This window comes from Leifsonia sp. McL0627, assembly GCF_058244615.1.
This window is the reverse complement of the sequence record NZ_JBZCGM010000002.1, coordinates 612757-633170: the sequence shown is the minus strand read 5'-3', so window position 1 is coordinate 633170 and position 20414 is coordinate 612757. Positions and strand designations below refer to the sequence as shown.

Below are 20414 nucleotides of genomic sequence, written 5' to 3'. Positions count from 1 at the left end.
GATGACGGACGGGATGGCCGCTGCGACGCTTCCACGCATCGCGGAGGCCGTGCGCGCCGCGCGGGTCGAGAAGGTCGGCCGTGTGGTCGGCATCGTCGGACTCGGCGCGGAGATCGAGGGCGTTCCCGCCGCGATCGGAGACATCGTCGTGGTCGGGGAGCGACCTGGGGTGCACGCGGAGGTCGTCGCGACCTCGGCGGAGCGCATCCGGGTCATGCCGTTCGGTCGTCTGACCGGCATCGGCGCCGGTGCGCCTGCCCGCGCACTCGGCGCACCGCTGCTCGTCCCGACCGGCAGGGGGATGCTCGGCCGCGTCATCGACTCGCTCGGCCGTCCCGTCGACGGCAAGGGACCGATCGAGCCCGACGCGTTCGTGCCCATCGACCACCGGGCGCCGGAGGCCATGCGGCGGGCGCGCATCCAGAGCCCGTTGGGACTGGGGGTGCGCGTGCTGGACACGCTCGTCACCGTCGGCAGAGGGCAGCGTCTCGGACTGTTCGCCGGATCCGGTGTGGGCAAGTCGTCGCTGCTGTCGATGATCGCGCGCGGCACGGAGGCGGAGATCTCGGTGATCGCGCTGGTGGGGGAGCGTGGCCGCGAGGTGCGCGAGTTCCTCGAAGACGACCTCGGGCCGGAAGGGCTGGCACGCTCCATCGTGGTCGTCGCCACGTCGGACGAGCCCGCCGTGATGCGGCTCAGGGCGGCGTTCACGGCGACGCGCATCGCCGAATCGTTCCGCGACGCCGGCTCGCACGTCGTGCTGATGATGGACTCGCTGACCCGCGTCGCGATGGCGCAGCGCGAGATCGGCCTGTCGGTCGGCGAGCCGCCCGCCACCCGCGGATACCCGCCGTCGACCTTCTCTCTGCTCGCGCAACTGCTCGAACGCGCGGGGACGGGCGAGGTCGGCTCGATCACCGGGCTGTACACCGTGCTCGTCGACGGCGACGACCACAACGAGCCCATCGCCGACGCCGCGCGCTCGATCCTCGACGGCCACGTGGTCATGGACCGCCGCCTCGCCGTGGTCGGGCACTTCCCGTCCGTCGACGTCCTCGGCTCCATCTCGCGCCTCGCCTCCCGCGTCACGACGCCGGAGCAGCGCGCCGCCGCCGTCGCCTTGCGCAGCATCCTCGCCGCCAAGGTCGCGGCCCAGGACCTGCTCGATGTCGGCGCATACAAGACGGGCACCAACCCGCGCGTGGATGCGGCGGTCGCCCACGAAGACGCGATCAACGACTTCCTGCGGCAGAACCTCGGCGAGAGCGCCGACCCGGCCGAAGCGTGGCAGCGCCTCGGCACCCTGGTGACCATGCTCGGAGGTGTCTGATGGCTCGGGCGTTCCAGTTGGCCGGTCTGCTGCGACTGCGCCAGATCGAGAAGGACCACGCGGCGAGCGACCTCGCGGCCGCCAACGCGTTCCGGCGGGATGCGGGGAGCGGCAGGCGAGAGCAATCGCCGCACTCCACGCGGTGCCGGTCGAAGCCACAGACGCGAGCACGCTGTTCGCGATGGCGGCGGCACGCGCCTCCAGTCGCAGTATGCTCGCCGACCTCGCAGCGCTCTCCGAGAAGGCCGAGGCGGAGGTCGCAGACGCGCAGACCGCGTTCGGCGAGGCGAAAGCCCGTGCCGTCGGCCTGGAGAAACTCGAAGCACGACACACCGCCGGCGTGATCGCCGGGGAGCTGAGCGCCGAACAGGCCGCCATCGACGAGATCGCCACAGGCGCCTGGGTGCGCGAACGGGAAGGGAACGACGCATGACAGTCACCGACGCACTCACGAGGATCAGCCAGATCCAGGCGACGCTGGTGCAGATCGACAACCCCACGGCAGCGTCGTCGGCGTCAGGCGCCTCCGGAGCGTCCGGGACCTCAGCCACCTCGGGCACCGACTTCGCGAACGCGCTCGCCGGAGCCGTCGGGGAGACGTCCGGTGTCGGGGGCGCGGCAGGGGGCGGCTCTGTGACGGGCGCGGACGTCGTGGCCGACGCGAAGAAGTACCTCGGCGTGCCGTATGTGTTCGGCGGAACGTCGTCGAGCGGCCTCGACTGCTCCGGCCTCGTCCAGCGGGTCTTCAAAGACCTCGGCATCGACGTCCCCCGCCTCGTCTCCGGCCAGTCCACCCTCGGCACGGAGGTGCCGTCGCTCGCGCAGGCGAAGCCGGGCGACCTCATCGTCACCAACGGCGGCGACCACATCGTGATCTACGCGGGAGACGGGAAGGTCATCCACGCGCCGAGCGAGGGACGCAACGTCAGCCTGGTGAACAACTGGATGGACGACTCCGACATCGTGACGATCCGTCGCGTTGTGCCGGAGGCGAGCCCGGCACTGGCGAGCGCGCCCGCGTCGTTCAACGGCGCCGGCGGGTTGTCGGCGGCTGGGTTGTCTGGGTTGTCTGGGCTGTCCGGCCTGTCTGGGCTGTCCGGCTTGTCGGGTCTCTCTGGTTCGTCCGGGTTGGCCGGGCTTGCAAGCCTCTCGGGACTGTCGGGCCTCTCTGGACTCTCCGGCCTCTCGGCGCTGGCCGGGCAGTCGTCCTCCGGTTCGTCCGCCGCTGCGCAGGCCGCGCAGCTGCGGGCGCTCCTCGCATCCATGCTCGGCGGGGGAAGCGAATGAGCCCCTCCGTCGCGCCGGTGACCACCGCGCCGCCCGCCGCGAGCAGTACGCGCACGCACTCGAAGGGCGGGGACGCCTTCCAGCAGTTCCTTGCGGGCGCGAACCAGCAGACGCCTTCGCGGTCCGACACTCGGGATGCACGTCCCGCCTCCCGCGATGAGCCATCGTCGTCCGAGCCGCGGCCCCGCAAGCCCGCGAAGGCGAGCACCGCCGATCGGGCGGACACGTCGACGACGCCGACCGACGCCGCGGGGGCCGCTCCGCGTCCGACCTCGCGTCCCGCCCCGGGGGACGGCTCGTCGCCGGCAACGCCGGTTGCCGACCCGGCCGACCAGGCCGCCGCACAAGCTCCGGTCGCACCGGTCGCGCCCGGGCAGCTTCCGCTCCCTGCTGTCGCAGCCGCTCCGGCGCAGACCGTGACGCCGACGGCAACAGTGGCGGCGCATTCGACCGTCTCGCTGACGACGGCAGCTGCTCCGGCTGTGCCCGCTGCGGTCGCCGCCACCGACGCACCCGCTCCGACCACCCCGCCCTCCGCTGCGACGGGCGTCTCCGGAACGACGGCCGCCGTCACGCCCACCGTCACGCCGACGGAGGCCGGTGCCGGCTCGGGAACCGGCTCCAGAAGCGGCGACCACCCCGACCAGCCGATGCCGACCGTCGCTCCGTCGGCCACCACCGACGCTCCGGCACCCGCCGTGACCGCCGCGGGGCCCGCCGCTCCGGTCGCTCCGAGCACCGCATCCTCGACGTCGAGCCCGGTCGCCGCCTCGGCTGCCGCTCCCGTCGCTGCGGCACTCGCGCCTGCCGTCACGCCCGCCGCGCCTGCGGTCAGTGTGCCAAGCGCATCCACTGCCGGAGCGTCGGCATCCACGTCGGTCTCGCCCGCCACCGCTCCTGCAGCCGCCCGCCCCACCGACGACGCTCCGGTCGCACCCTCGGCACCCATCGCATCCACCCCCGGTGTCACAGCCCCGACGCCACCCGTCGCCAGCGCGCCCACCGCGCCGGCCTCCGCACCCACTGCCTCCGCACCGGCCGCCCACACTCAGAACACCCAGCCCGCTCTGCCGCAGCAGCTCGCGCGTCCGATCTTCACGCTCGCGTCCGCCGGTCGAGGGGACCACGTGATGACGATGCACGTGACGCCGGACACTCTCGGCCCTGTCACCGTCCGCGCCCACGTCGGTGCCGAGGGCGTACGCGTCGAACTGTTCGCTCCCACCGACGGCGGACGGGACGCCCTGAGAGCGATCCTTCCCGACCTGCGGCGCGACCTCACCGGCGCCGGGTTGTCCGGCAGTCTCGACCTGTCCAGCCAGAATCAGCCGCAGGCCGAAGACAGGCGCGGCGGGGCGGCTGGCCAGCAGGGCAACGCGTCCACCGCATCCCGAGCGGAGCCGTCGTCGACCGACACCGTCGCCGACCGGCTCGCCGCCACCGACCGCCAGAGCGCCGTGCGCTATGGCGGCGGCCACACCATCGACCTCGTCGTCTGACCGACGACGGCACCCCGCATCCACCATCACCGGACAACCAACCAGCCTCACAACAGAAGGGAGCCACCGTGGCCGTCGACCCCATCACCGGAGCAAGCGACACCGCCGCCACAGGCGGCATCTACTCCACCCTGCCCACCCGGCAGCCGAAGCAGTCCCTCGACAGTGAGGCGTTCATGCAGCTCCTGGTCACCCAGTTGCGCAACCAGGACCCGAGCTCGCCGATGGACACCAACCAGATGATCTCCCAGACCACGCAGCTGGCCACCATGGAGAAGCTCACCAACCTGGACACCACCAGCCAGGAGAACTTCGCTCTGCAGATGCGCATGGCGGCGGCGGCCCTCGTCGGGCACACCGTCAGCTACCTCGACAAGGACGGCACGGCGAAGACCGGCCTCGCCTCCTCCGTCTCCTATGCGGGGGCGGTCCCGGTCGTCACCGTCGGCGACCAGAAGATCAACCTCGACGCGATCTCCGGAGTGGTCTCCCCTCCGCCGGTCCCCGCGCCGACCGCCTGACATCACCGAACCTCACAGAAAGGCAGCATCGTGCTCCGTTCCCTCTACTCCGGAATCTCCGGCCTCCGCTCGCACCAGACCATGCTGGATGTGACCGGCAACAACATCGCCAACGTCAACACCACCGGCTTCAAGTCGTCCGCCGTCCAGTTCGAGGACACGTTGTCGCAGCTCGTGCGTGGCGCGGGCGGCGGTCAGGGCCAGGCGGGCGGCACCAACCCCGCCCAGATCGGCCTCGGCGTGCTGGTCGCCGGCATCTCCACCAACTTCACGCAGGGCGCAGCGCAGGCGACGGGCCGCGCGACCGACATGATGATCAACGGCGACGGCTTCTTCGTCACCAAGGTCGGCGGCGAGACCCTCTACACCCGCGCCGGCTCGTTCGACCCGGATGCGCAGGGCCGCCTGGTCGGTCCTGGCGGGGCGATCCTGCAGGGCTGGAACGCCGTCAACGGCGTCATCCAGCAGGGTGGAGCGCTCGGCGACGTGACGATCCCGCTGAAGGCGGTCGCCCCGGCATCGGCCACGACCACCGGCACCGTCTCCGGCAACCTGCCGTCCGGCGCGGCGGTCGGCGACCAGCTCGTGCGCGACGTGAAGGTCTACGACTCCACCGGCGCCGCCCGCACGCTGTCGCTCACGTTCACCAAGACGGGGGCTGGCTGGAATGTGGCGGGCACCGACGGTGCGGCCACCGGAAACAGCACCCTCGCCTTCACCAACGGTGTATTGACCACGGGAGGCAGCATCACCGTCGGCGGCGTCGCCGTCGACCTGAGCTCCGTCACCGGATACGCGGACCTCACCACGGTCGCGTTCAAGGACCAGAACGGCCGCCAGGCCGGAACGCTCGAGTCGTTCAGCCTCTCCCCGGACGGCACCCTGATCGGCCTGTTCTCGAACGGCGACAAGCAGGCGGTCGGCCGCATCGCGCTCGCCACGTTCGTCAACCCGGGCGGCCTCGAGAAGGCGGGCGGCTCCGGCTACCGCGCCTCGGTCAACTCCGGAAACCCGCAGCTCGGCGGCCCGGGCGACGCCGGACTCGGCTCCATCCAGGGCGGCTCTCTCGAAATGTCGAACGTCGACCTGTCCCAGGAGTTCACCAACCTGATCGTCGCCCAGCGCGGCTTCCAGGCGAACGCCCGCATCATCACCACCTCCGACGAGGTGCTGCAGGAGCTGACGAACCTGAAGCGGTAACCGCGCAGGGTCGGGCACAACCAGGCCCCACGGCGGCAGTCGCGATCGTCGTGGGGCACGGTTGTAGCATTCAGCCATGCGAGCAACCGCGAAGGCCGGGGCGACGGGTCTTCTCGGTGCCGCCCTGTGCCTCGCGCTCGCATCGTGCGCGTCGGCTCCGCCGCCCCAGCGAGACGTGTAGGTGCCCGGAACCTGACGCGTTGTCAGACGTCGAGTTCGGCGAGCAACCCCTGCACGCGGCGCTTGATCTCGTCCCGGATGGGCCGGACCTCCTCGATCGGCCGTCCGGCCGGGTCCGTGAGCTCCCAGTCCTCGTAGCGTTTGCCTGGGAAGATCGGGCAGGTGTCCCCGCAACCCATCGTGATGACGACGTCGGAGTCTTTGACCGCCTCCGTCGTGAGGATCTTCGGGGTGCTTCCGGCGATGTCGATGCCGACCTCGGCCATCGCGTCGACGGCGATCGGGTTGAGCTGATCCTTCGGCTCCGATCCGGCCGAGAGGACCTCGACGCGGTCGCCCGCGAGTGCGCGCAGGAAGCCGGCTGCCATCTGGGACCGGCCGGCGTTGTGCACGCAGACGAAGAGGACGGTCGGGGCGGTGGTGTCTGTCATCGTGGTCTCCCTGGATTCGGTGGGCCGCCGCCCGCGAGGAGCGACGGCCCAGAAGGTGTCAGCAGCAGTCGGGCGAGCAGGAGCCGTCCGGCAGAACCTGACACTCGTCGTCGCAACATCCCATGATGATTCTCCCTTCTTCATCGACGGTTGTCGATGAACCCAGGATGAACGCATACATTGACGCCTGTCAATATATGCCGCAGAATCGACGCATGGCGATCACCGAGCTCATCCCGTTGCGCGACCTGCAAGCCTGCTGCGCGCCGATCACGAAAGAAGTGATCAGCGACGAGAACGCCGCGTGGGTCGCGAAGGCGATGAAGGCGCTCGCCGACCCTGCCAGGCTCCGGCTGCTCTCGATGGTCGCCGCGCACGAAGACGGCGAGGCCTGCGTCTGCGACCTCACCGAACCGCTCGGCCTGTCGCAGCCGACGGTGTCGCACCACCTGCGGATCCTGGTCGAAGCCGGCTATCTCAGCCGCAGCAAGCGCGGCACCTGGGCCTACTACCGGATCGTCCCCGGTTCGCTCGACACCGTGTCATCGTTCCTCGCGACTGTGTGACTGTGTGACTGTGTGACCCGGTGAACGGTTAGTCGAAATCCCTGTCGGCCGTTCGACGTGTTCACGTAACGTCACTCAAGGAGGCTGACATGCAATTCCTGTTCCTGATCCACACCGACCTCGACGCCGAGCCGTACCGCGAGAGCGAGGACAATCTCGACGAATGGGCCGCCGAGGTCGACGCCCGCGATGGCGCCGCCGAGGGCGACCGCCTGCGCCCGATAGAGGAAGCGAAGACCGTCCGGCTGCGCCACGGGCGACTAGATGTGGTCGATGGCCCGTTCGCTGAGGCGAAAGAGTGGGTGGCCGGCTACGACCTCATCGAGTGCACGTCGATCGACGACGCCGTCGACCTCGCCTCCCGGCACCCGATGGCACGCTTCGGCCGCATCGAAGTGCGGGAGGTCTGGCCGCTGCGCTGACACTCTGCGATCACTGCGGCGCGGAGGGCGCGAGTCCTGTCACTGCAGGCAGAACTCGTTGCCCTCCGGGTCGCGCATCATGATCGCGTACTCCTCGTAGGGCCCCCACGCCCCGGTGAGCGTCTTCTCCACGGTCGCGCCCAGGGCCACGATCCTGTCGCGTTCCGCTTCCAACTCCTCGATGGAGGCGCTGCGATCCTCGAACGGGGTGATGTCGATGTGCATCCGGTTGCGTTGCCGCCGCTCGTGCCGGTAGCGGGTGAAGTAGAAGCGCTGATGGGTGGGGTCCTCATCCCACGCCTCCGCGCGCGACGCGATGTCGTCGTCGTCCAGTCCGGCGGCCTTCAGCTCGGCGATCTCCTCCTCCGCCCACCCCGCCGGCTCCGGATAGCCCATCACGGCGCTCCAGAAGCGGGCGAGCGCCGTCGGATCGGCCGCGTAGAAAGTGACGTTGGCGATGCGCGCTGTCATGCGTCGAGGATAACCGGATGCCCGGCCAGGCGGGAGTGCCTCGTACACTCGTCCCGTGCCCATCATCAGCGAGCTCGTGCCGACGCTCGTCGGCATCCTGCTGCTCGCCGCGCTGGCGACGGTCGTCCTCACCGTCTACCGGGTGCCACGACGGTGGGCGCCGCTGCTCGCGATTCTGCGGGGTGCGCTGCAGCTCGCGATCATCAGCGTGATCCTCGCCGGCGTCATCACCAGTCCGGTGTGGGTGGCGCTCGCGCTGCTCGTCATGTTCTCCGTCGCCGCCTCGACCGCGACCAGACGGATCGGCTGGTCGGTCGAGCACGCGACCATGATGGGCGTCGCGATGGCGACCGGGATCCTGGTGACCCTCACGGTGGTCTTCCTCACCGGCGCCATCGAGTTCTCCGCCCGGTATGCACTGGCGATCGGGGGCATCGTCATCGGCAACGCGATGAGCATCGCAACCCTCACCGGGCGCCGCTTCACCGAGGGCACCATCGACCACTGGGATGAGGTCGAAGGCTGGCTCGCGCTCGGCGCGACCCCCAGGCAGTCCACGCTCGAGCTCGCGCGCGGCGCGGTGTACTCCGCGCTCATCCCGTCTGTCGATCAGACCAAGACGACCGGACTGGTGACGTTGCCGGGTGCATTCGTCGGGGCGATCTTCGGCGGGGTGTCCCCGCTGGAGGCCGGGCGATTCCAGGTGGTCGTGCTCGCGGCGATCATGGCGGCCGGGTCGATCACGGCCGTCATCGTGGCGGCCTGGCTCGCGCCGGTGCGCACGCGTCCGGTCAAGCTCGACTGAGCCGAGCGCGCCGCGCCTACCCGGTTGCTGTCGTCGTCGAGCCGAGCGCCTGCGGGATGAGCGCCCGGATGGTGTCCGGCTGGTTGGACAGGACCACCACATCCACCCGGCGGTTGAGCGCGAGGTCGGCGTCGGTCGTGCCGGTGGCGCTGGCGAGCGGGCGCGCAGAGCCGTAGCTGAGCGCGACGATGCGCTCCTGAGGGAACGCGTCGACCTCCACCAGATGCCGCAGCACACTGGTGGATCGTCCGGCCGACAGCTCCCAGTTGGTCGGGTAGGGCGCGCCCGGCTGGCGCAGGTCGGCGTGCCCTTCGACGGACACCTGATACCTCGTCGGCGCGAGAACGGGACCGATGTCGTTGAGGACCTGGGTCGCTGCCAGGCTCAGTTCCGCCCGGTTGGAGGCGAAGAACGTCTCGTTCCCGACCAGGCCGATCGTGAGGCCGCGCTTGTCGATGCGCATCCGGACCGCATCCTGCAGCCCGTCCTTGGTCAGCGAGGCCAGGATGCGCTCCTTCAGCTCCTTGAGGTTCTGCGCCTCCTGCTGGGCGAGGGCCAGATCGGTGTTCTTGCCTTTGTCGTCGACCTGCGACGGCGGGACGATCACACCGGTCGCCGTGTCGACCTTCTGCGACTTCACCTGGCCGAAGCCGGTCGCCAGCGAGTCCTTCAGCTCGGCGAACTTCTTCTGGTCCACTGTCGACATCGCGAACAGCACGATGAACATGCACATCAGCACGGTGACCATGTCCATATAGGAGGCCATCCAGCGCTCTTCGTTCTCGTGCTCCTCCTCTGGCTCGTGTTTGCGACGGCGGCGGGCGGACATCGCTACGCGGCTTCCTTGAGCTTCTCGGGCTTCGGCTCTTTGGCATCCTTCGACTTGCCGCTGCCGGCGTCGGGGACCATCGCGCGCAGGCGCTCGCCGAGGAGGCGGGGCTGGCTGCCGGCCTGGACGGCGAGGACGCCCTCCATCAGCAGCACCATGCGTTCGACGTCCAGTTCGGACAACCGGCGGAGGCGCGCGCCGAGCGGCAGCCAGAGGAAGTTGGCGGACAGCAGACCCCACAGTGTCGCGACGAACGCGCTGGCGATCATCGGGCCGAGCTGGCCGGGGTCCGCGAGGTTTTCGAGCACGTGGGTGAGCGACACGACGGTTCCGATGATGCCGATGGTCGGCGCGTACCCGCCCATTCCGCTGAAGAACTTGGCGGCGACCCTGTCCTTCTTCACCTTCGTGCCGATCTCGTCTTCCAGCAGGATGCGCAGCTCGTCGCCGTCGGTGCCGTCCGCGATGTTCTGCAGCGCACGCTTGAGGAACGGGTCGTCGACGTTGTCCGCTTCCTGCTCCATCGCGAGCAGCCCGTTGGCTCGCGCCTTCTCGGCGAGGTCGACGACCTGGTCGATGACCTGCTGCGGAGGGTCGATCTTGCCGCGGAGCGCCCGAGGGAGGGCCTTCATCGCGACGAGGAAGTCTTTGATCGTGCCGCTGGCGATGCCGACGGCGAACGTGGCACCGAAGACGAGCACCATCGGGGCGGGAAGGACGAGGGCGCTGAGGTGCGCGCCCTCCATCGTCACCATGGCGACGACGGCGCCGAACGCCAGAACGATGCCGATTATGGTTGCGGGATCCATTACTTCTTCCTTGCGCGGAGGGGGACGGTCCGAGCTTCGGGATGCTCGCGGGGCGCATCCGGGGCCTCGTCGTCACGGCCGCTGTCCGCTGGGGGGACGAGGCCGAGTTGCGGGGCGCCGATGGGACGCGCGGTTGCGGTGGGCAGATCGTGGGCGAGCGCGATGACCCTCGCCCGGTATGCGGCGATCTTCTCGATGACCTCGGACATGCTCTCGGTCACGATGAACTTCGCCCCGTCGACCATCACGAGGGTGGTGTCCGGGCTCGCGTGGATGCGCTCGATGAGGTCGGGGTTGACCGCGAACTGGCTGTCGTTCAGTCGGGTGACGACGATCATGGGCGCGAATCCTGGTCTCGGCTCCGGGTGAGCCGTCACAGGGGCACTATCGGCCGGTGGCGCCGGGGCGTAAGGGGTGCACGGCGCAGAACATTCACTGACGCCCACCCCTAACGCATCCCCGCACCCGGCCGATAGTCGGCACCGTGACCACCCTGTACGCCCCCGAGACCGCGCCTGAGGCGCTCGTCTATGACTTCCGGCGTCCCACGACGCTGGCGCGGGAGCATTCTCGTGTCCTGGAGCTCGCGTTCGAGACGTTCGCGCGGCAGTGGGCGACCCAGCTGACCGCGAAGGTGCGCGTGCTCAGCCAGGTGGCGTGCCAGTCGGTCGCCATGCAGACGTATGACGAGTACGCCGCGTCGCTGCCCGCCACCACCGCCATGGTGCTGTGCGAGCTCGACGGCGTCGCGCCGAAGGGGGTCATCCAGTTCCCGACCGTCGCCGCCCTGTCGTGGGTGAACGCGATGCTCGGCGGCACAGGCAACCCCGTCGACGCGGAGCGCACCTTCACGCAGATCGAGCACGCGCTCGTGCGCAGGCTGATGGACGACGCGCTCGAAGATCTGCGGTATTCGCTCGGCTCTTTGCTCTCGGCACCGATCGCGGTCGACGCCATCCAGTACAACTCGCAGTTCGCGCAGGCCGCCGCGACGGCTGAGCTGATGATCGTGGCGACGTTCGAGCTGCGGGTGGGGGAGAACGTCGCGCAGGCGACGCTCGCGCTGCCTGCCGCCGTCCTTCTTCCTCAGCTCGGGGAGACCAACCCGACCAGCAGCGCCGACGACGCCCGCGAGCTCCTGGATGCGCAGCTCGCCCACGTGCCCGTCGACGTGTCCCTGCGGCTCACCCCCGCGCGGGTGAAGCCGAGCGTCGTGCTCGGGCTCGCCGTCGGCGACCTGCTGCCGATCCCGCATCCGCAACACCGACCGTTCGATCTCGCCGTCGGGGGTCACCCCGTCGCCGGTGCAGCGCTGGGTTCCAGCGGCTCGCGGCTGGCGTGCGTGATCGTGAACCCCATCGCCACCACAGAGGACTGACAGACCATGAGCATGACCACCACCGGAACGGCCGCCGCCCTGAGCGCGTCCGACGCGCTCGCCGCGGCGCACGCCCTCGTCGGCGTGCTGCCCACCGGGACGCCGCTCACCCCGCGCCTGCACACCGTCGGCGCGTTCGCGGGTTCGACCGGGGGCGCCGTCGTCGCGAGCTTCGTCGGCGCCGTGTCCGCCGACCTGGCCGTCGTGCTGCTGGATGCGCCGAGCATCATCGACGACGCCGCAGACGGTTCGCCCGTGGTCGCCATCCAGGATGTGCTGCAGCCGGCCATCGAGGCCGCGAGCGACACTCTCGGCGCCGGCGTGCTGGACGATGCGCGGGTCGAGGATGCGACGCTGCTGTTCGAGGACGCGGACACCGTCGTGTTCGAGCTGGCCGGAGCATCCGGGATCGTCGGCTGGTTCGCCATCCGCGGTCGCGCGAACGGTGCAGGGCGTGAGGTGAGCGCCGGGTCGATGGCGGGCAAGCTGGGTCGTATCAGCAACGTCGAGATGGCGTTGACCGTGGAGATCGGCCGCACCAGGATGCCGGTGCGCGACGTGCTCGCGATGGAGCCGGGCGCCGTCATCGAACTCGACCGCTCTGCCGGGTCTCCCGCCGATGTGCTGCTCAACGGGCGCCTCATCGCGCACGGCGAGATCGTGGTCGTCGACCAGGACTACGCGGTGCGCATCACCAAGATCCTCGACGCCTCGGAAGACCTGGACTGACGCTTCGTGGACACTGTGTTCGTCGCCCTCCGGGTGCTCGTCGTGCTCGGCGTGATCGTCGCGCTGCTCTGGTACGTGCAGCGGCGCGTCACCAAGGGCAAGCGCGGCGCGCGTGGCGTGCGCCGGGGGAACGCGGTGACCGTGGTCGGCCGGCAGGGTGTCGGCTCGAAGGCGTCCGTCGTGGTGGTGGACGTGGACGGGACGCGTTTCGTGCTCGGCGTGACCGAGCGGAACGTCAACGTGCTCGCCTCCGGTGAACGCCCGGTCGATCTGGAGGCGGAGGTCACCCCGATCGCGCGGGTGCGCCAGACGTTCGCGAAGCCGCTCGGCGGCCAGAACCAGCCCACGGCGCAGGCCAAGGCTCAGAGCAACACCATGACCCAGACCCTTGAAATCCAGGACGACGCGCAGGATGCGCTCCCGTCCGCGACCGCTGCCACAGCAGCAACCGCTGCGACAGCAGCACGGCCGGCGGGCGCCGCGAAGCCCGCGAAGAACGACAGGCAGGATGCCGATTACCTGACGGCGCAGGGACGCGCCTCCGTATTCGACGAGGCCCTCAAGGGCTCGATCCTGTCACCGGCAACGTGGAGGCAGGCGAGCTCGGCGGTGCGGCCCAAGAGGTGATGGCCGCGGCCGGGCGGCTGATCCGCTCCCCACGGTTCGTGGTCGCGATCGTGCTCGCCGTCATCACGGCGGTCGCCATGGTGCTCCTCACGGCGAACGTCGCGCACGCGGCGCCGCTGCCGATGGTCCCGGATCCCGTCCCCACCCCGACCGGTCCGGCAGGCCCCGCCGGCGGCGGCACGGGCGGCCTGACCATCGACATCAACGGCCCGAACGGCACGCCGTCGGCGGCCATCCTGACCCTGCTCGGCATCACCCTGCTGTCGGTGGCTCCGGCGCTGCTGCTGATGATGTCGTCGTTCACGAAGATCTTCGTGGTGCTCGCACTGACCAGAAACGCCCTCGCCCTGCCGTCGATCCCGCCGAACCAGGTGCTCGCCGGTCTCGCGCTGTTCCTCAGCCTGTTCATCATGAGCCCGGTGCTGGTCGACATCAACAACTCCGCCGTTCAGCCGTACCTCAACGGCCACATCGACTTCACCGCGGCCGTCCACCTCGCCGAAGGGCCGCTGCGGGGCTTCATGCTGGCGCACGTCCGCGAGGAGGACATCGCGCTGATGACCCGCGCGGCCGGGCGGCCGAACCCGGCGAGCCCGTCCGCCGTGCCGATGCTCACCCTCATCCCGGCGTTCATGATCTCGGAGCTGCGGGCGGCGTTCATCATCGGGTTCGTGATCTTCGTGCCGTTCCTGGTGATCGACATGGTCGTCTCCGCCGCGCTGATGTCGATGGGCATGATGATGCTCCCGCCGGTGATGATCTCGCTGCCGTTCAAGATCCTGCTGTTCGTCCTGGTCGACGGCTGGGGGCTCGTGATCACGAGCCTCATCACGAGCTATCGGGGTGGCGGATGAACGCGAACGCGGTCCTCGACATCGCCGTGCAGGGCCTGATGATCACGGCCAAGCTGGCTGCCCCCATCGTGATCACCGCGCTCGTCGTGGGCTTCGCGATCTCGCTGGTGCAGTCGATCACCCAGATCCAGGAGGTGACGCTCTCGTTCGTCCCGAAGGCCGCGGCCGTCGGGGTCGCGCTGATCGTCTGCGGGCACTGGATGATCTCCGAGCTGATCACCTTCACGAACGTGCTGTTCGAGAAGATCCCGTCGCTGCTGGGCGGCGGCTGATGTACATCCCGATCGACCTGTCCACCATCGAGGCCGTCGCGCTGGCGTCGCTGCGCATGGTCGCGTTCCTGGTGATCGCGCCGCCGTTCTCGTACAACGGCATTCCCGCCCAGATCAAGGGGATGCTCGCGATCGGCCTGGGCGTCGCGGTCGCGCCGCGCGTAGCGGTCGGCTACCACTCCGGCGACATCGGGATGTTCCTGCTCGACCTGCTGAAAGAGCTCGCCGTCGGTGCGACGCTCGGCTTCCTCGTCTATCTCGTGTTCGCCGCCGTGCAGTCGGCCGGCAGCCTGGTCGACCTGTTCGGCGGGTTCCAGCTGGCGCAGGCGTTCGACCCGCAGTCGATGATCAACGGCGCCCAGTTCACCCGGCTGTTCCAGATGACGGCGCTGGCGCTGCTGTTCGCATCCGGTGCGTACCAGTTGATCATCGGCGGCCTGGTGCGCTCGTACGACGCCATCCCGTTGGCGGCGGGCATCGACCTCGCCGATCCGGTCAAGCAGATGGTCGGCGGCGTGACGCAGATGTTCGTGTCGGCCGTGCAGATCGCCGGTCCGCTGATCGTGGTGCTGTTCCTGGCGGATGTGGGCCTCGGCCTGCTCACCAGGGTCGCCCCGGCGCTCAACGCGTTCTCGCTCGGCTTCCCGCTGAAGATCATGCTCACCGTCGTGCTGTCCGCCGTGCTGTTCGTGGCGCTGCCCGGCGTCGTCGAAGGACTGACCGGCACCGCCGTCAAAACCATGCTGGGGGTGGGCCGATGAGCGACGCGCAGGAACGCACAGAGCAGGCGACCGACAAACGGATGAAGGAGGCCCGCGAGAAGGGCCGCCTCGGCAAGTCCACCGACCTCACAGCCTGGGTCGGCGTCGGCGCGGCGGCCGTGATGCTGCCGTTCACCATCGGGCTCGGCACCAGCGCGGGCATCGACCAGGTGTTCACCGTGCGTTCGATCATCGAGAACCCGGACCCCGCCGCCGCGCTGCAGGCCCTCGGCGACGGGCTCGGCAGCATCCTGGCCACGATCGGCCCGCTGCTGGCGGTGGCCGCCGTCGCCATCATCGCCACGGCGGCGGCGCAGGGCGGTGTGCACCTCAAGAAGCTCGAAGGCAAGTACGAGCAGTTCAACGTCGTGAAGGGCGTCGCCAGGGTGTTCGGGATGCGCGCGCTCTGGGAGGGCGCGAAGACCCTGCTCAAATCGGTGGTCGTCGCGATCGGCCTGTACCTCGTGGTGCAAGGCCTGATGCCGGTGCTGCTGACCGCCGGCAGCCTGTCGCTCAGCGCGCTGCTCGCCGCGGCGACCAGCGGAGCGACCGGTCTGCTGCAAGCGGCGGTCGGCGCCGGCCTCGTGCTCGCCGGCCTCGACGTGCTCGTGGTGATGCGCCGCAACCGCAAGCAGACGCGCATGACCAAGCGCGAGGTACGCGACGAGCAGAAGAGCGCCGACGGCGACCCGCTGATCCGGTCGCAGCGCCGCTCCCGCCAGCTCGCGATGAGCCGCAACAGGATGATCGCGGCCATCGCCATGTCGGATGTGGTGCTCGTCAACCCGACGCACATCGCCATCGCGATCAAGTACGAACCGGGCAAGTCGGCCCCCCGCGTCGTTGCGATGGGCTCGGGGAACATCGCCCAGCGCATCCGCGAGAAGGCGGAGGAGGAGCGGGTGCCGATCGTGAAGGACATCCCGCTCGCCCGCGCCCTGCACGCGGGTTGCCGCCTCGGGGACGAGATCCCCGTCGAGCTCTACAACCAGGTCGCGCGCGTGCTCGCGTTCGTCATGTCCCTCAAGGCCCGCGGCTCCGCATACGGAACCCACACCATGACCCCGATTCTGGGAGGCGTCTCATGAAATCGACCACTGCCAAGGTCGCCGTCCCCATCGGGGTCGTCGGCATCATCATGTTGCTGGTGGTGCCGGTGCCCGCCTGGTTGCTGGACACGCTCATCATCGTCAACATCATGCTGGCGCTGGTCATCCTGCTCACCACGATGTTCGTCAAGAAGCCGCTCGACTTCTCGGTGTTCCCCTCGCTGCTGCTCGTGGCGACGCTGTTCCGGCTGGGCCTCAACGTCGCCTCCACCCGCCTGGTGCTCGGCGAGGGATACGCGGGTCAGGTCATCCAGGCGTTCGGGCACGTCGCCGTCGGCGGCTCGATCATCATCGGCGCTGTGGTGTTCCTCATCCTCATCGTCATCCAGTTCATCGTGGTCACCAAGGGTGCTGAGCGCGTCGCCGAGGTCGGCGCGCGCTTCACCCTCGACGCGATGCCCGGCAAGCAGATGGCCATCGACGCCGACCTCAACGCGGGCCTCATCACCGAGGACCAGGCCCGCACCCGCCGGGCCGAGGTCTCTGCGGAGGCGGACTTCTACGGTGCGATGGACGGCGCATCCAAGTTCGTCAAGGGTGACGCGATCGCAGGCATCCTGATCATCATCATCAACGTGGTCGGCGGCATCGCGATCGGCATGATCCAGCGCGGGATGCAGCTCGGCGACGCCGTCAACTCGTACACGCTGCTGACCATCGGCGACGGCCTGGTCACCCAGATCCCTGCACTGTTGATGGCGGTCTCCACCGGCATGATCGTGACCCGCTCCAACGCGGAGACCGACATCGGCACGACGGCGAGCGGCCAGCTCAGCCAGTCCCGCAACGCACTCACCATCGCCGGATGCGCGGCCATCGTCATGGCGCTCATCCCCGGGATGCCGCCCATCCCGTTCGTGCTCGTCGGCGGGTTCCTGATCCTCGCCGCACAGCGGTTGAAGAACTCGCAGGCCGCGGCGAAGAAGGCGCAGGCGGCGCAGACCGCGGTCGCCAACGCCGGCAAGGGCGAGACCACGGACGACCTGCTGGAGCAGATGCGCGTGCACGCCCTGGAGATCACGCTCGCGCCCGACCTGGTCGACATCGTCAGCGGGGCGTCGGACGACCTCCTCGCCAGGGTGCGCGCGCTGCGCCGCAAGATCGCGCTCGAACTCGGCATCATCGTGCCGCCCGTGCGCACTAGGGACAGCGCCGACCTGCCGCCGTCGACCTACGTCATCAAGATCGCGGGCGTCGAGGCCGGACGAGGGCAGGCGCCGGGCGGCCGGGTGCTCGCCCTCGGCGACGCTCTGGAGGGGCTGCCGGGCACCCCGACGGTCGAGCCGGTCTTCGGACTGGGCGCCAAGTGGATCCCGAGCGAGATGCGGCACAGTGCTGAGCTGGGCGGCGCGACCGTGATCGACCGCGTCTCCGTGCTCATCACGCACCTGTCGTCCATCATCACGGCCAACGCCGCCAGGCTGCTCACCCGGGAGGACGTGCGCCAGCTCACCGAGGGCGTCAAGCAGGTCAGCCCGTCCGCGGTGGACGAGCTCATCCCGAACCTGCTGACGCTGGCCGAGGTGCAGCGGGTGCTGCAGGGGATGCTCGTCGAGCAGGTCGCGATCAACGACCTGCCGCGCATCCTGGAGGCGCTCGCGCTGCGGGCGAAGGTGTCGAACGATCCGGAGGGGCTGGTCGAGGCCGCGCGCGGCGCTCTCGGCCCTGCCGTGGTCGCGCCGCACCTGGACGGCGCGACGCTGCGGGTCATCATGATCGACCCCGGTCTGGAGCAGGCGATGCTCGAAGGCTTGCGGCCCTCGGAGTTCGGCACCCAGATCGTCCTCGACCCTGTGCGGCTCGAAGCGGTGCTCAGCTCGCTGAAGCACACCGCGTCGCAGCTCGACGACGCGGGGGTATCGGCGATCCTGGTCTGCGCTCCGGCCCTCCGGCCGGCGATCAGGAGGCTCGTGGCCGGTCAGCTGAGCGGGTTGCCGGTGCTGTCGTACCAGGAGGTCACAGCGGTGCAGGCGCAGATCGAGACGGTGGGGGTGGTGAGGGTTGCGGAACCGATCGCGGCCTGAGTGGGTGGACGCGGCGGAACTCGCCGACGTCCCGGACGACGAGGTGCTTCCGGCGGTGTCGACGTCGTCGGCGGCGTTCGCTGCGATCCTCGACGACCTCGTGCGCGTGGTGGGGGAGGCGGAGTCGTCGGAGGAGGATGCGCTGCCGGGGGCGGGCTTCGAGACCGCGGTTTCGGCTTCGGCTTCAGCTGGATCTTCGCCCACGCCTGCGCCTTCGGCGGCGCCTGAGCTTCCGCCCGAACTGGACGAGCGACTTCGCCAGGCGGCCGCCGAGCGGGCCGAGGCCACCTCGACCGCCGCGGCGACGATCCCTCTCGCGCCCGCCGCACCGCAGCCTCCCGCACGGCTGCGCGGCCGGGGTGACCTCACGCTCGTCGTCGGCCTCGGCGCGGACGCGGTCGCCGCCTCCAGGGTCCTCGCCGCCTCCACGGGCGACGCCGAGGTCCGGCCAGGTGGATGCTCGCACGCCGCAGCCCCGCGCATCGACGACCGCCGCGACGCCCTCCGCGCCCGCGCGGACGGCGTGCGCAGGGAGCGCCCGATCATCGCGGCCTTCGGCCTGGAGCGCGGTGCGGCCGACGTCGCAGCGCTCGCCGAGTCGCTCGCGGGCATCGCCCCCGACCAGGTCTGGGTGGCCGTCGACGCCTCCCGCAAGACGGAGGACACCGCATCCTGGGTGGCAGCAGTGGATGCGGTACTCGCGGTCGACGGCGTCGCGGCAACCGGTGCGGCGTTCACCGCGACCCCCGGAACGGTCGCGGCTCTCGGCTTCCCCGTCCTGTGGCTGGACGACGCGCCCCGCTAGGCTGAAGCAATGCTGGTATTGACGCGCAAGGTCGGGGAGCGGGTGCTCATCGGCGACGACATCGTCGTGACCATCCTGGATGCGCGCGGCGATGGAATCCGCATCGGCATCGACGCTCCGCGCGGGGTGCGCATCCAGCGCGACGAAGTGATCCGCGCCATCACCGAGGCGAACAAGCAGGCCACGGAGTCCGCGGCGAGCACCGACGACCCAGAGGCCGTCATCAAACGCTCCCTCGGGCTCGACTGACCTGGCGATGAGCGTCATCAGGACGGAGCGCGGCCTCGACAGGCTCGTCAACTTCTCCGACGCCACAGTCGCCATCGCGATCACGCTGCTGATCCTGCCGCTCGTCGACGCGTCCAGCGACGTCGGCCACCAGACGGTGGCCGAATTCGTCGGCCATCACTCCGGGGCGCTCATCGGCTTCGCGATCTCGTTCGTCGTGATCGCGCGGTTCTGGATCATCCACCACCGCCTGTTCGAGTGGGTGCAGGACTACTCGGTGCCGATGATCTGGGCCAACTTCCTCTGGCTCGTCTCCATCGTCTTCATCCCGTTCGCCACCAACCTGCTCGCCGAGAGCGACAGCGGCCGCGGCGACGTGGATGCGGTGTACATCGGCAACATGATCGTCGCGAGCCTCGCGACGCTGGCGATCGAGGTGACGCTGAAACGCAACCCGGAGCTGCTGCGCGAGGACGCACGGAACAACATCGACCTGCTGCACGGAATCTCCGCCCCCATCCTGCTGGCCGTGGCGCTGGTGCTCGCGGTGCTGTTCCCGCACATCGGGATGTGGTGGGTGCTGCTGCTGTTCCTCAGCCGCCCGCTCGACGCGCTGCTCACGCGGCTGTTCCGCCGGGGTTCACAGGGCACGGCCTGAGGGCTACGGTCGTGGGGACAGAGTCAGGAGAACCGATGCGCCCCAAGTTTGTGATCATCCTGGTGATCGCCGGAATCGCCTACGTCCTCGGCGCGCGCGCCGGGCGTGAGCGCTACGAGCAGATCACCACGGCTTTCAGCTCGTTCTGGAACGACCCGTCCGTGAAGAAGGCCCGTGGCGAGGCCAAGAAGAACGCCGACAAGGCGCGCAAGCTCGCCGCCAAGAAGCTCCGCTAGCGCGACAGCACTCGTGCGAAAAGTGCGGTCGCCAAGGCGCGCACCGCACTTTTCGCACGAATCGCGCGCCGGTCAGCGGTCGCGTTCGGTGTAGTCGCCCTGCTCCTCCTCTGCGGGAGTCTCGGGGGTCTCTTCGGTGTCGGTGTAGCTGCCCTTGGTCTCGGTCTCAGGGCCGACGCCGTCCGCCTCGGTGTACTGGCCGTGGACCGTGCGCTCGACGGGGCCTTCTCCGTCGACCTCGGTGTACGTGCCTTCGAGGTCGTCGCGGTCGGGCTCGCGCTCTGCCTGCTCGTTCGTGCTCATCGTGGCTCCTTCCGCCGCCGGCCGAGCAGACCTCGCTCGCCGTCGGCACGCTGTCGTGAGGCAGAGCCTACGCCCGCCGT

At 69.7% G+C, this 20414-nt stretch carries 27 protein-coding genes; 21 read left to right on the top strand and 6 right to left on the bottom strand.

What is annotated here, in order from left to right; genetic code table 11:
* Nucleotides 1-13 precede the first annotated feature (13 nt).
* The 6 genes from AC37TH_RS03540 to AC37TH_RS03515 all read left to right on the top strand — a co-directional run bounded on the left by AC37TH_RS03540 (nt 14) and on the right by AC37TH_RS03515 (nt 5837).
* Nucleotides 14-1330 (top strand): FliI/YscN family ATPase, encoded by a 1317-nt coding sequence (locus AC37TH_RS03540; RefSeq protein WP_490763848.1) that lies wholly within the window; start codon nt 14-16, stop codon nt 1328-1330.
* Between the two features lie 142 nt (nt 1331-1472).
* Nucleotides 1473-1763: a flagellar FliJ family protein gene (locus AC37TH_RS03535; protein WP_490762976.1), complete on the top strand. Its 291-nt coding sequence runs from the start codon at nt 1473-1475 to the stop codon at nt 1761-1763.
* The gene (locus tag AC37TH_RS03530; protein WP_490762975.1) at nt 1760-2617 is read left to right on the top strand and encodes a C40 family peptidase; all 858 of its coding nucleotides are present in this window, start codon (nt 1760-1762) and stop codon (nt 2615-2617) included. The genes AC37TH_RS03535 and AC37TH_RS03530 overlap by 4 nt, the downstream gene beginning before the upstream one ends.
* Nucleotides 2614-4116: a flagellar hook-length control protein FliK gene (locus tag AC37TH_RS03525; RefSeq protein WP_490762974.1), complete on the top strand. Its 1503-nt coding sequence runs from the start codon at nt 2614-2616 to the stop codon at nt 4114-4116. The genes AC37TH_RS03530 and AC37TH_RS03525 overlap by 4 nt, the downstream gene beginning before the upstream one ends.
* A 68-nt stretch (nt 4117-4184) precedes the next feature.
* Nucleotides 4185-4637, top strand: coding sequence for a flagellar hook assembly protein FlgD (locus AC37TH_RS03520; RefSeq protein ID WP_490762973.1), 453 nt, complete (start codon nt 4185-4187; stop codon nt 4635-4637).
* Nucleotides 4638-4667: 30 nt separating this feature from the next.
* A complete protein-coding gene (locus tag AC37TH_RS03515) occupies nt 4668-5837 on the top strand; it encodes a flagellar hook protein FlgE (protein ID WP_490762972.1) in 1170 nt (389 codons plus the stop codon).
* 203 nt (nt 5838-6040) lie between these two features.
* On the opposite strand, the gene AC37TH_RS03510 is transcribed toward AC37TH_RS03515, so the two are convergent.
* Nucleotides 6041-6448, bottom strand: coding sequence for an arsenate reductase ArsC (locus AC37TH_RS03510; RefSeq protein ID WP_490762971.1), 408 nt, complete (start codon nt 6446-6448; stop codon nt 6041-6043).
* A 215-nt stretch (nt 6449-6663) separates the two neighbouring features.
* Between AC37TH_RS03510 and AC37TH_RS03505 the strand changes: the two genes are divergently transcribed.
* Both AC37TH_RS03505 and AC37TH_RS03500 read left to right on the top strand, forming a co-directional pair.
* The gene (locus AC37TH_RS03505; RefSeq protein ID WP_490762970.1) at nt 6664-7014 is read left to right on the top strand and encodes an ArsR/SmtB family transcription factor; all 351 of its coding nucleotides are present in this window, start codon (nt 6664-6666) and stop codon (nt 7012-7014) included.
* Nucleotides 7015-7103: 89 nt separating this feature from the next.
* Nucleotides 7104-7436, top strand: coding sequence for a YciI family protein (locus tag AC37TH_RS03500; protein ID WP_490762969.1), 333 nt, complete (start codon nt 7104-7106; stop codon nt 7434-7436).
* A 39-nt stretch (nt 7437-7475) separates the two neighbouring features.
* On the opposite strand, the gene AC37TH_RS03495 is transcribed toward AC37TH_RS03500, so the two are convergent.
* On the bottom strand, nt 7476-7907 hold the full coding sequence (locus tag AC37TH_RS03495; protein ID WP_490762968.1) for a VOC family protein: 432 nt from the start codon (nt 7905-7907) through the stop codon (nt 7476-7478).
* Between the two features lie 55 nt (nt 7908-7962).
* Here AC37TH_RS03495 and AC37TH_RS03490 point away from each other — a divergent pair, with 55 nt between their 5' ends.
* The gene (locus AC37TH_RS03490; protein WP_490762967.1) at nt 7963-8712 is read left to right on the top strand and encodes an ABC transporter permease; all 750 of its coding nucleotides are present in this window, start codon (nt 7963-7965) and stop codon (nt 8710-8712) included.
* A gap of 16 nt (nt 8713-8728) precedes the next feature.
* On the opposite strand, the gene AC37TH_RS03485 is transcribed toward AC37TH_RS03490, so the two are convergent.
* Genes AC37TH_RS03485 through AC37TH_RS03475 form a run of 3 tightly spaced genes read right to left on the bottom strand, consistent with a single transcriptional unit; the run spans nt 8729 to nt 10688 of the window.
* Nucleotides 8729-9541: a flagellar motor protein MotB gene (locus tag AC37TH_RS03485; RefSeq protein ID WP_490762966.1), complete on the bottom strand. Its 813-nt coding sequence runs from the start codon at nt 9539-9541 to the stop codon at nt 8729-8731.
* 2 nt (nt 9542-9543) lie between these two features.
* Entirely contained in the window at nt 9544-10350 is an 807-nt protein-coding gene (locus AC37TH_RS03480) for a motility protein A (protein WP_490762965.1), read from the bottom strand.
* Complete coding sequence (locus AC37TH_RS03475) at nt 10350-10688, bottom strand: flagellar FlbD family protein (RefSeq protein WP_490762964.1); 339 nt, start codon at nt 10686-10688, stop codon at nt 10350-10352. Before AC37TH_RS03475 ends, AC37TH_RS03480 begins: the two co-directional genes overlap by 1 nt.
* A 146-nt stretch (nt 10689-10834) precedes the next feature.
* Between AC37TH_RS03475 and AC37TH_RS03470 the strand changes: the two genes are divergently transcribed.
* From AC37TH_RS03470 to AC37TH_RS03415, 12 genes are read left to right on the top strand one after another with little or no spacing between them, the layout of a single operon-like run.
* Complete coding sequence (locus AC37TH_RS03470) at nt 10835-11728, top strand: flagellar motor switch protein FliM (RefSeq protein WP_490762963.1); 894 nt, start codon at nt 10835-10837, stop codon at nt 11726-11728.
* Nucleotides 11729-11734: 6 nt separating this feature from the next.
* The gene (gene fliN, locus AC37TH_RS03465; RefSeq protein ID WP_490762962.1) at nt 11735-12457 is read left to right on the top strand and encodes a flagellar motor switch protein FliN; all 723 of its coding nucleotides are present in this window, start codon (nt 11735-11737) and stop codon (nt 12455-12457) included.
* Between the two features lie 6 nt (nt 12458-12463).
* Complete coding sequence (locus tag AC37TH_RS03460) at nt 12464-13084, top strand: FliO/MopB family protein (RefSeq protein ID WP_490762961.1); 621 nt, start codon at nt 12464-12466, stop codon at nt 13082-13084.
* Nucleotides 13084-13938, top strand: a complete 855-nt coding sequence (gene fliP / locus AC37TH_RS03455; RefSeq protein WP_490763847.1) for a flagellar type III secretion system pore protein FliP — start codon at nt 13084-13086, stop codon at nt 13936-13938. The genes AC37TH_RS03460 and fliP overlap by 1 nt, the downstream gene beginning before the upstream one ends.
* The gene (gene fliQ, locus AC37TH_RS03450) at nt 13935-14210 is read left to right on the top strand and encodes a flagellar biosynthesis protein FliQ (RefSeq protein ID WP_490762960.1); all 276 of its coding nucleotides are present in this window, start codon (nt 13935-13937) and stop codon (nt 14208-14210) included. Before fliP ends, fliQ begins: the two co-directional genes overlap by 4 nt.
* Nucleotides 14210-14971, top strand: a complete 762-nt coding sequence (locus tag AC37TH_RS03445; RefSeq protein WP_490762959.1) for a flagellar biosynthetic protein FliR — start codon at nt 14210-14212, stop codon at nt 14969-14971. The genes fliQ and AC37TH_RS03445 overlap by 1 nt, the downstream gene beginning before the upstream one ends.
* A complete protein-coding gene (locus tag AC37TH_RS03440; protein WP_490762958.1) occupies nt 14968-16059 on the top strand; it encodes an EscU/YscU/HrcU family type III secretion system export apparatus switch protein in 1092 nt (363 codons plus the stop codon). Before AC37TH_RS03445 ends, AC37TH_RS03440 begins: the two co-directional genes overlap by 4 nt.
* Nucleotides 16056-18104, top strand: coding sequence for a flagellar biosynthesis protein FlhA (locus AC37TH_RS03435; RefSeq protein ID WP_490762957.1), 2049 nt, complete (start codon nt 16056-16058; stop codon nt 18102-18104). The genes AC37TH_RS03440 and AC37TH_RS03435 overlap by 4 nt, the downstream gene beginning before the upstream one ends.
* Nucleotides 18105-18108: 4 nt before the next feature.
* Nucleotides 18109-18909 (top strand): hypothetical protein, encoded by an 801-nt coding sequence (locus AC37TH_RS03430; protein ID WP_490762956.1) that lies wholly within the window; start codon nt 18109-18111, stop codon nt 18907-18909.
* Between the two features lie 9 nt (nt 18910-18918).
* Nucleotides 18919-19158, top strand: coding sequence for a carbon storage regulator CsrA (csrA, locus tag AC37TH_RS03425; RefSeq protein ID WP_490762955.1), 240 nt, complete (start codon nt 18919-18921; stop codon nt 19156-19158).
* A 7-nt stretch (nt 19159-19165) separates the two neighbouring features.
* Nucleotides 19166-19795, top strand: coding sequence for a TMEM175 family protein (locus tag AC37TH_RS03420; RefSeq protein ID WP_490762954.1), 630 nt, complete (start codon nt 19166-19168; stop codon nt 19793-19795).
* A 35-nt stretch (nt 19796-19830) separates the two neighbouring features.
* The gene (locus AC37TH_RS03415) at nt 19831-20031 is read left to right on the top strand and encodes a hypothetical protein (RefSeq protein ID WP_490762953.1); all 201 of its coding nucleotides are present in this window, start codon (nt 19831-19833) and stop codon (nt 20029-20031) included.
* 72 nt (nt 20032-20103) lie between these two features.
* On the opposite strand, the gene AC37TH_RS03410 is transcribed toward AC37TH_RS03415, so the two are convergent.
* Entirely contained in the window at nt 20104-20334 is a 231-nt protein-coding gene (locus AC37TH_RS03410) for a hypothetical protein (RefSeq protein ID WP_490762952.1), read from the bottom strand.
* Nucleotides 20335-20414 lie beyond the last annotated feature (80 nt).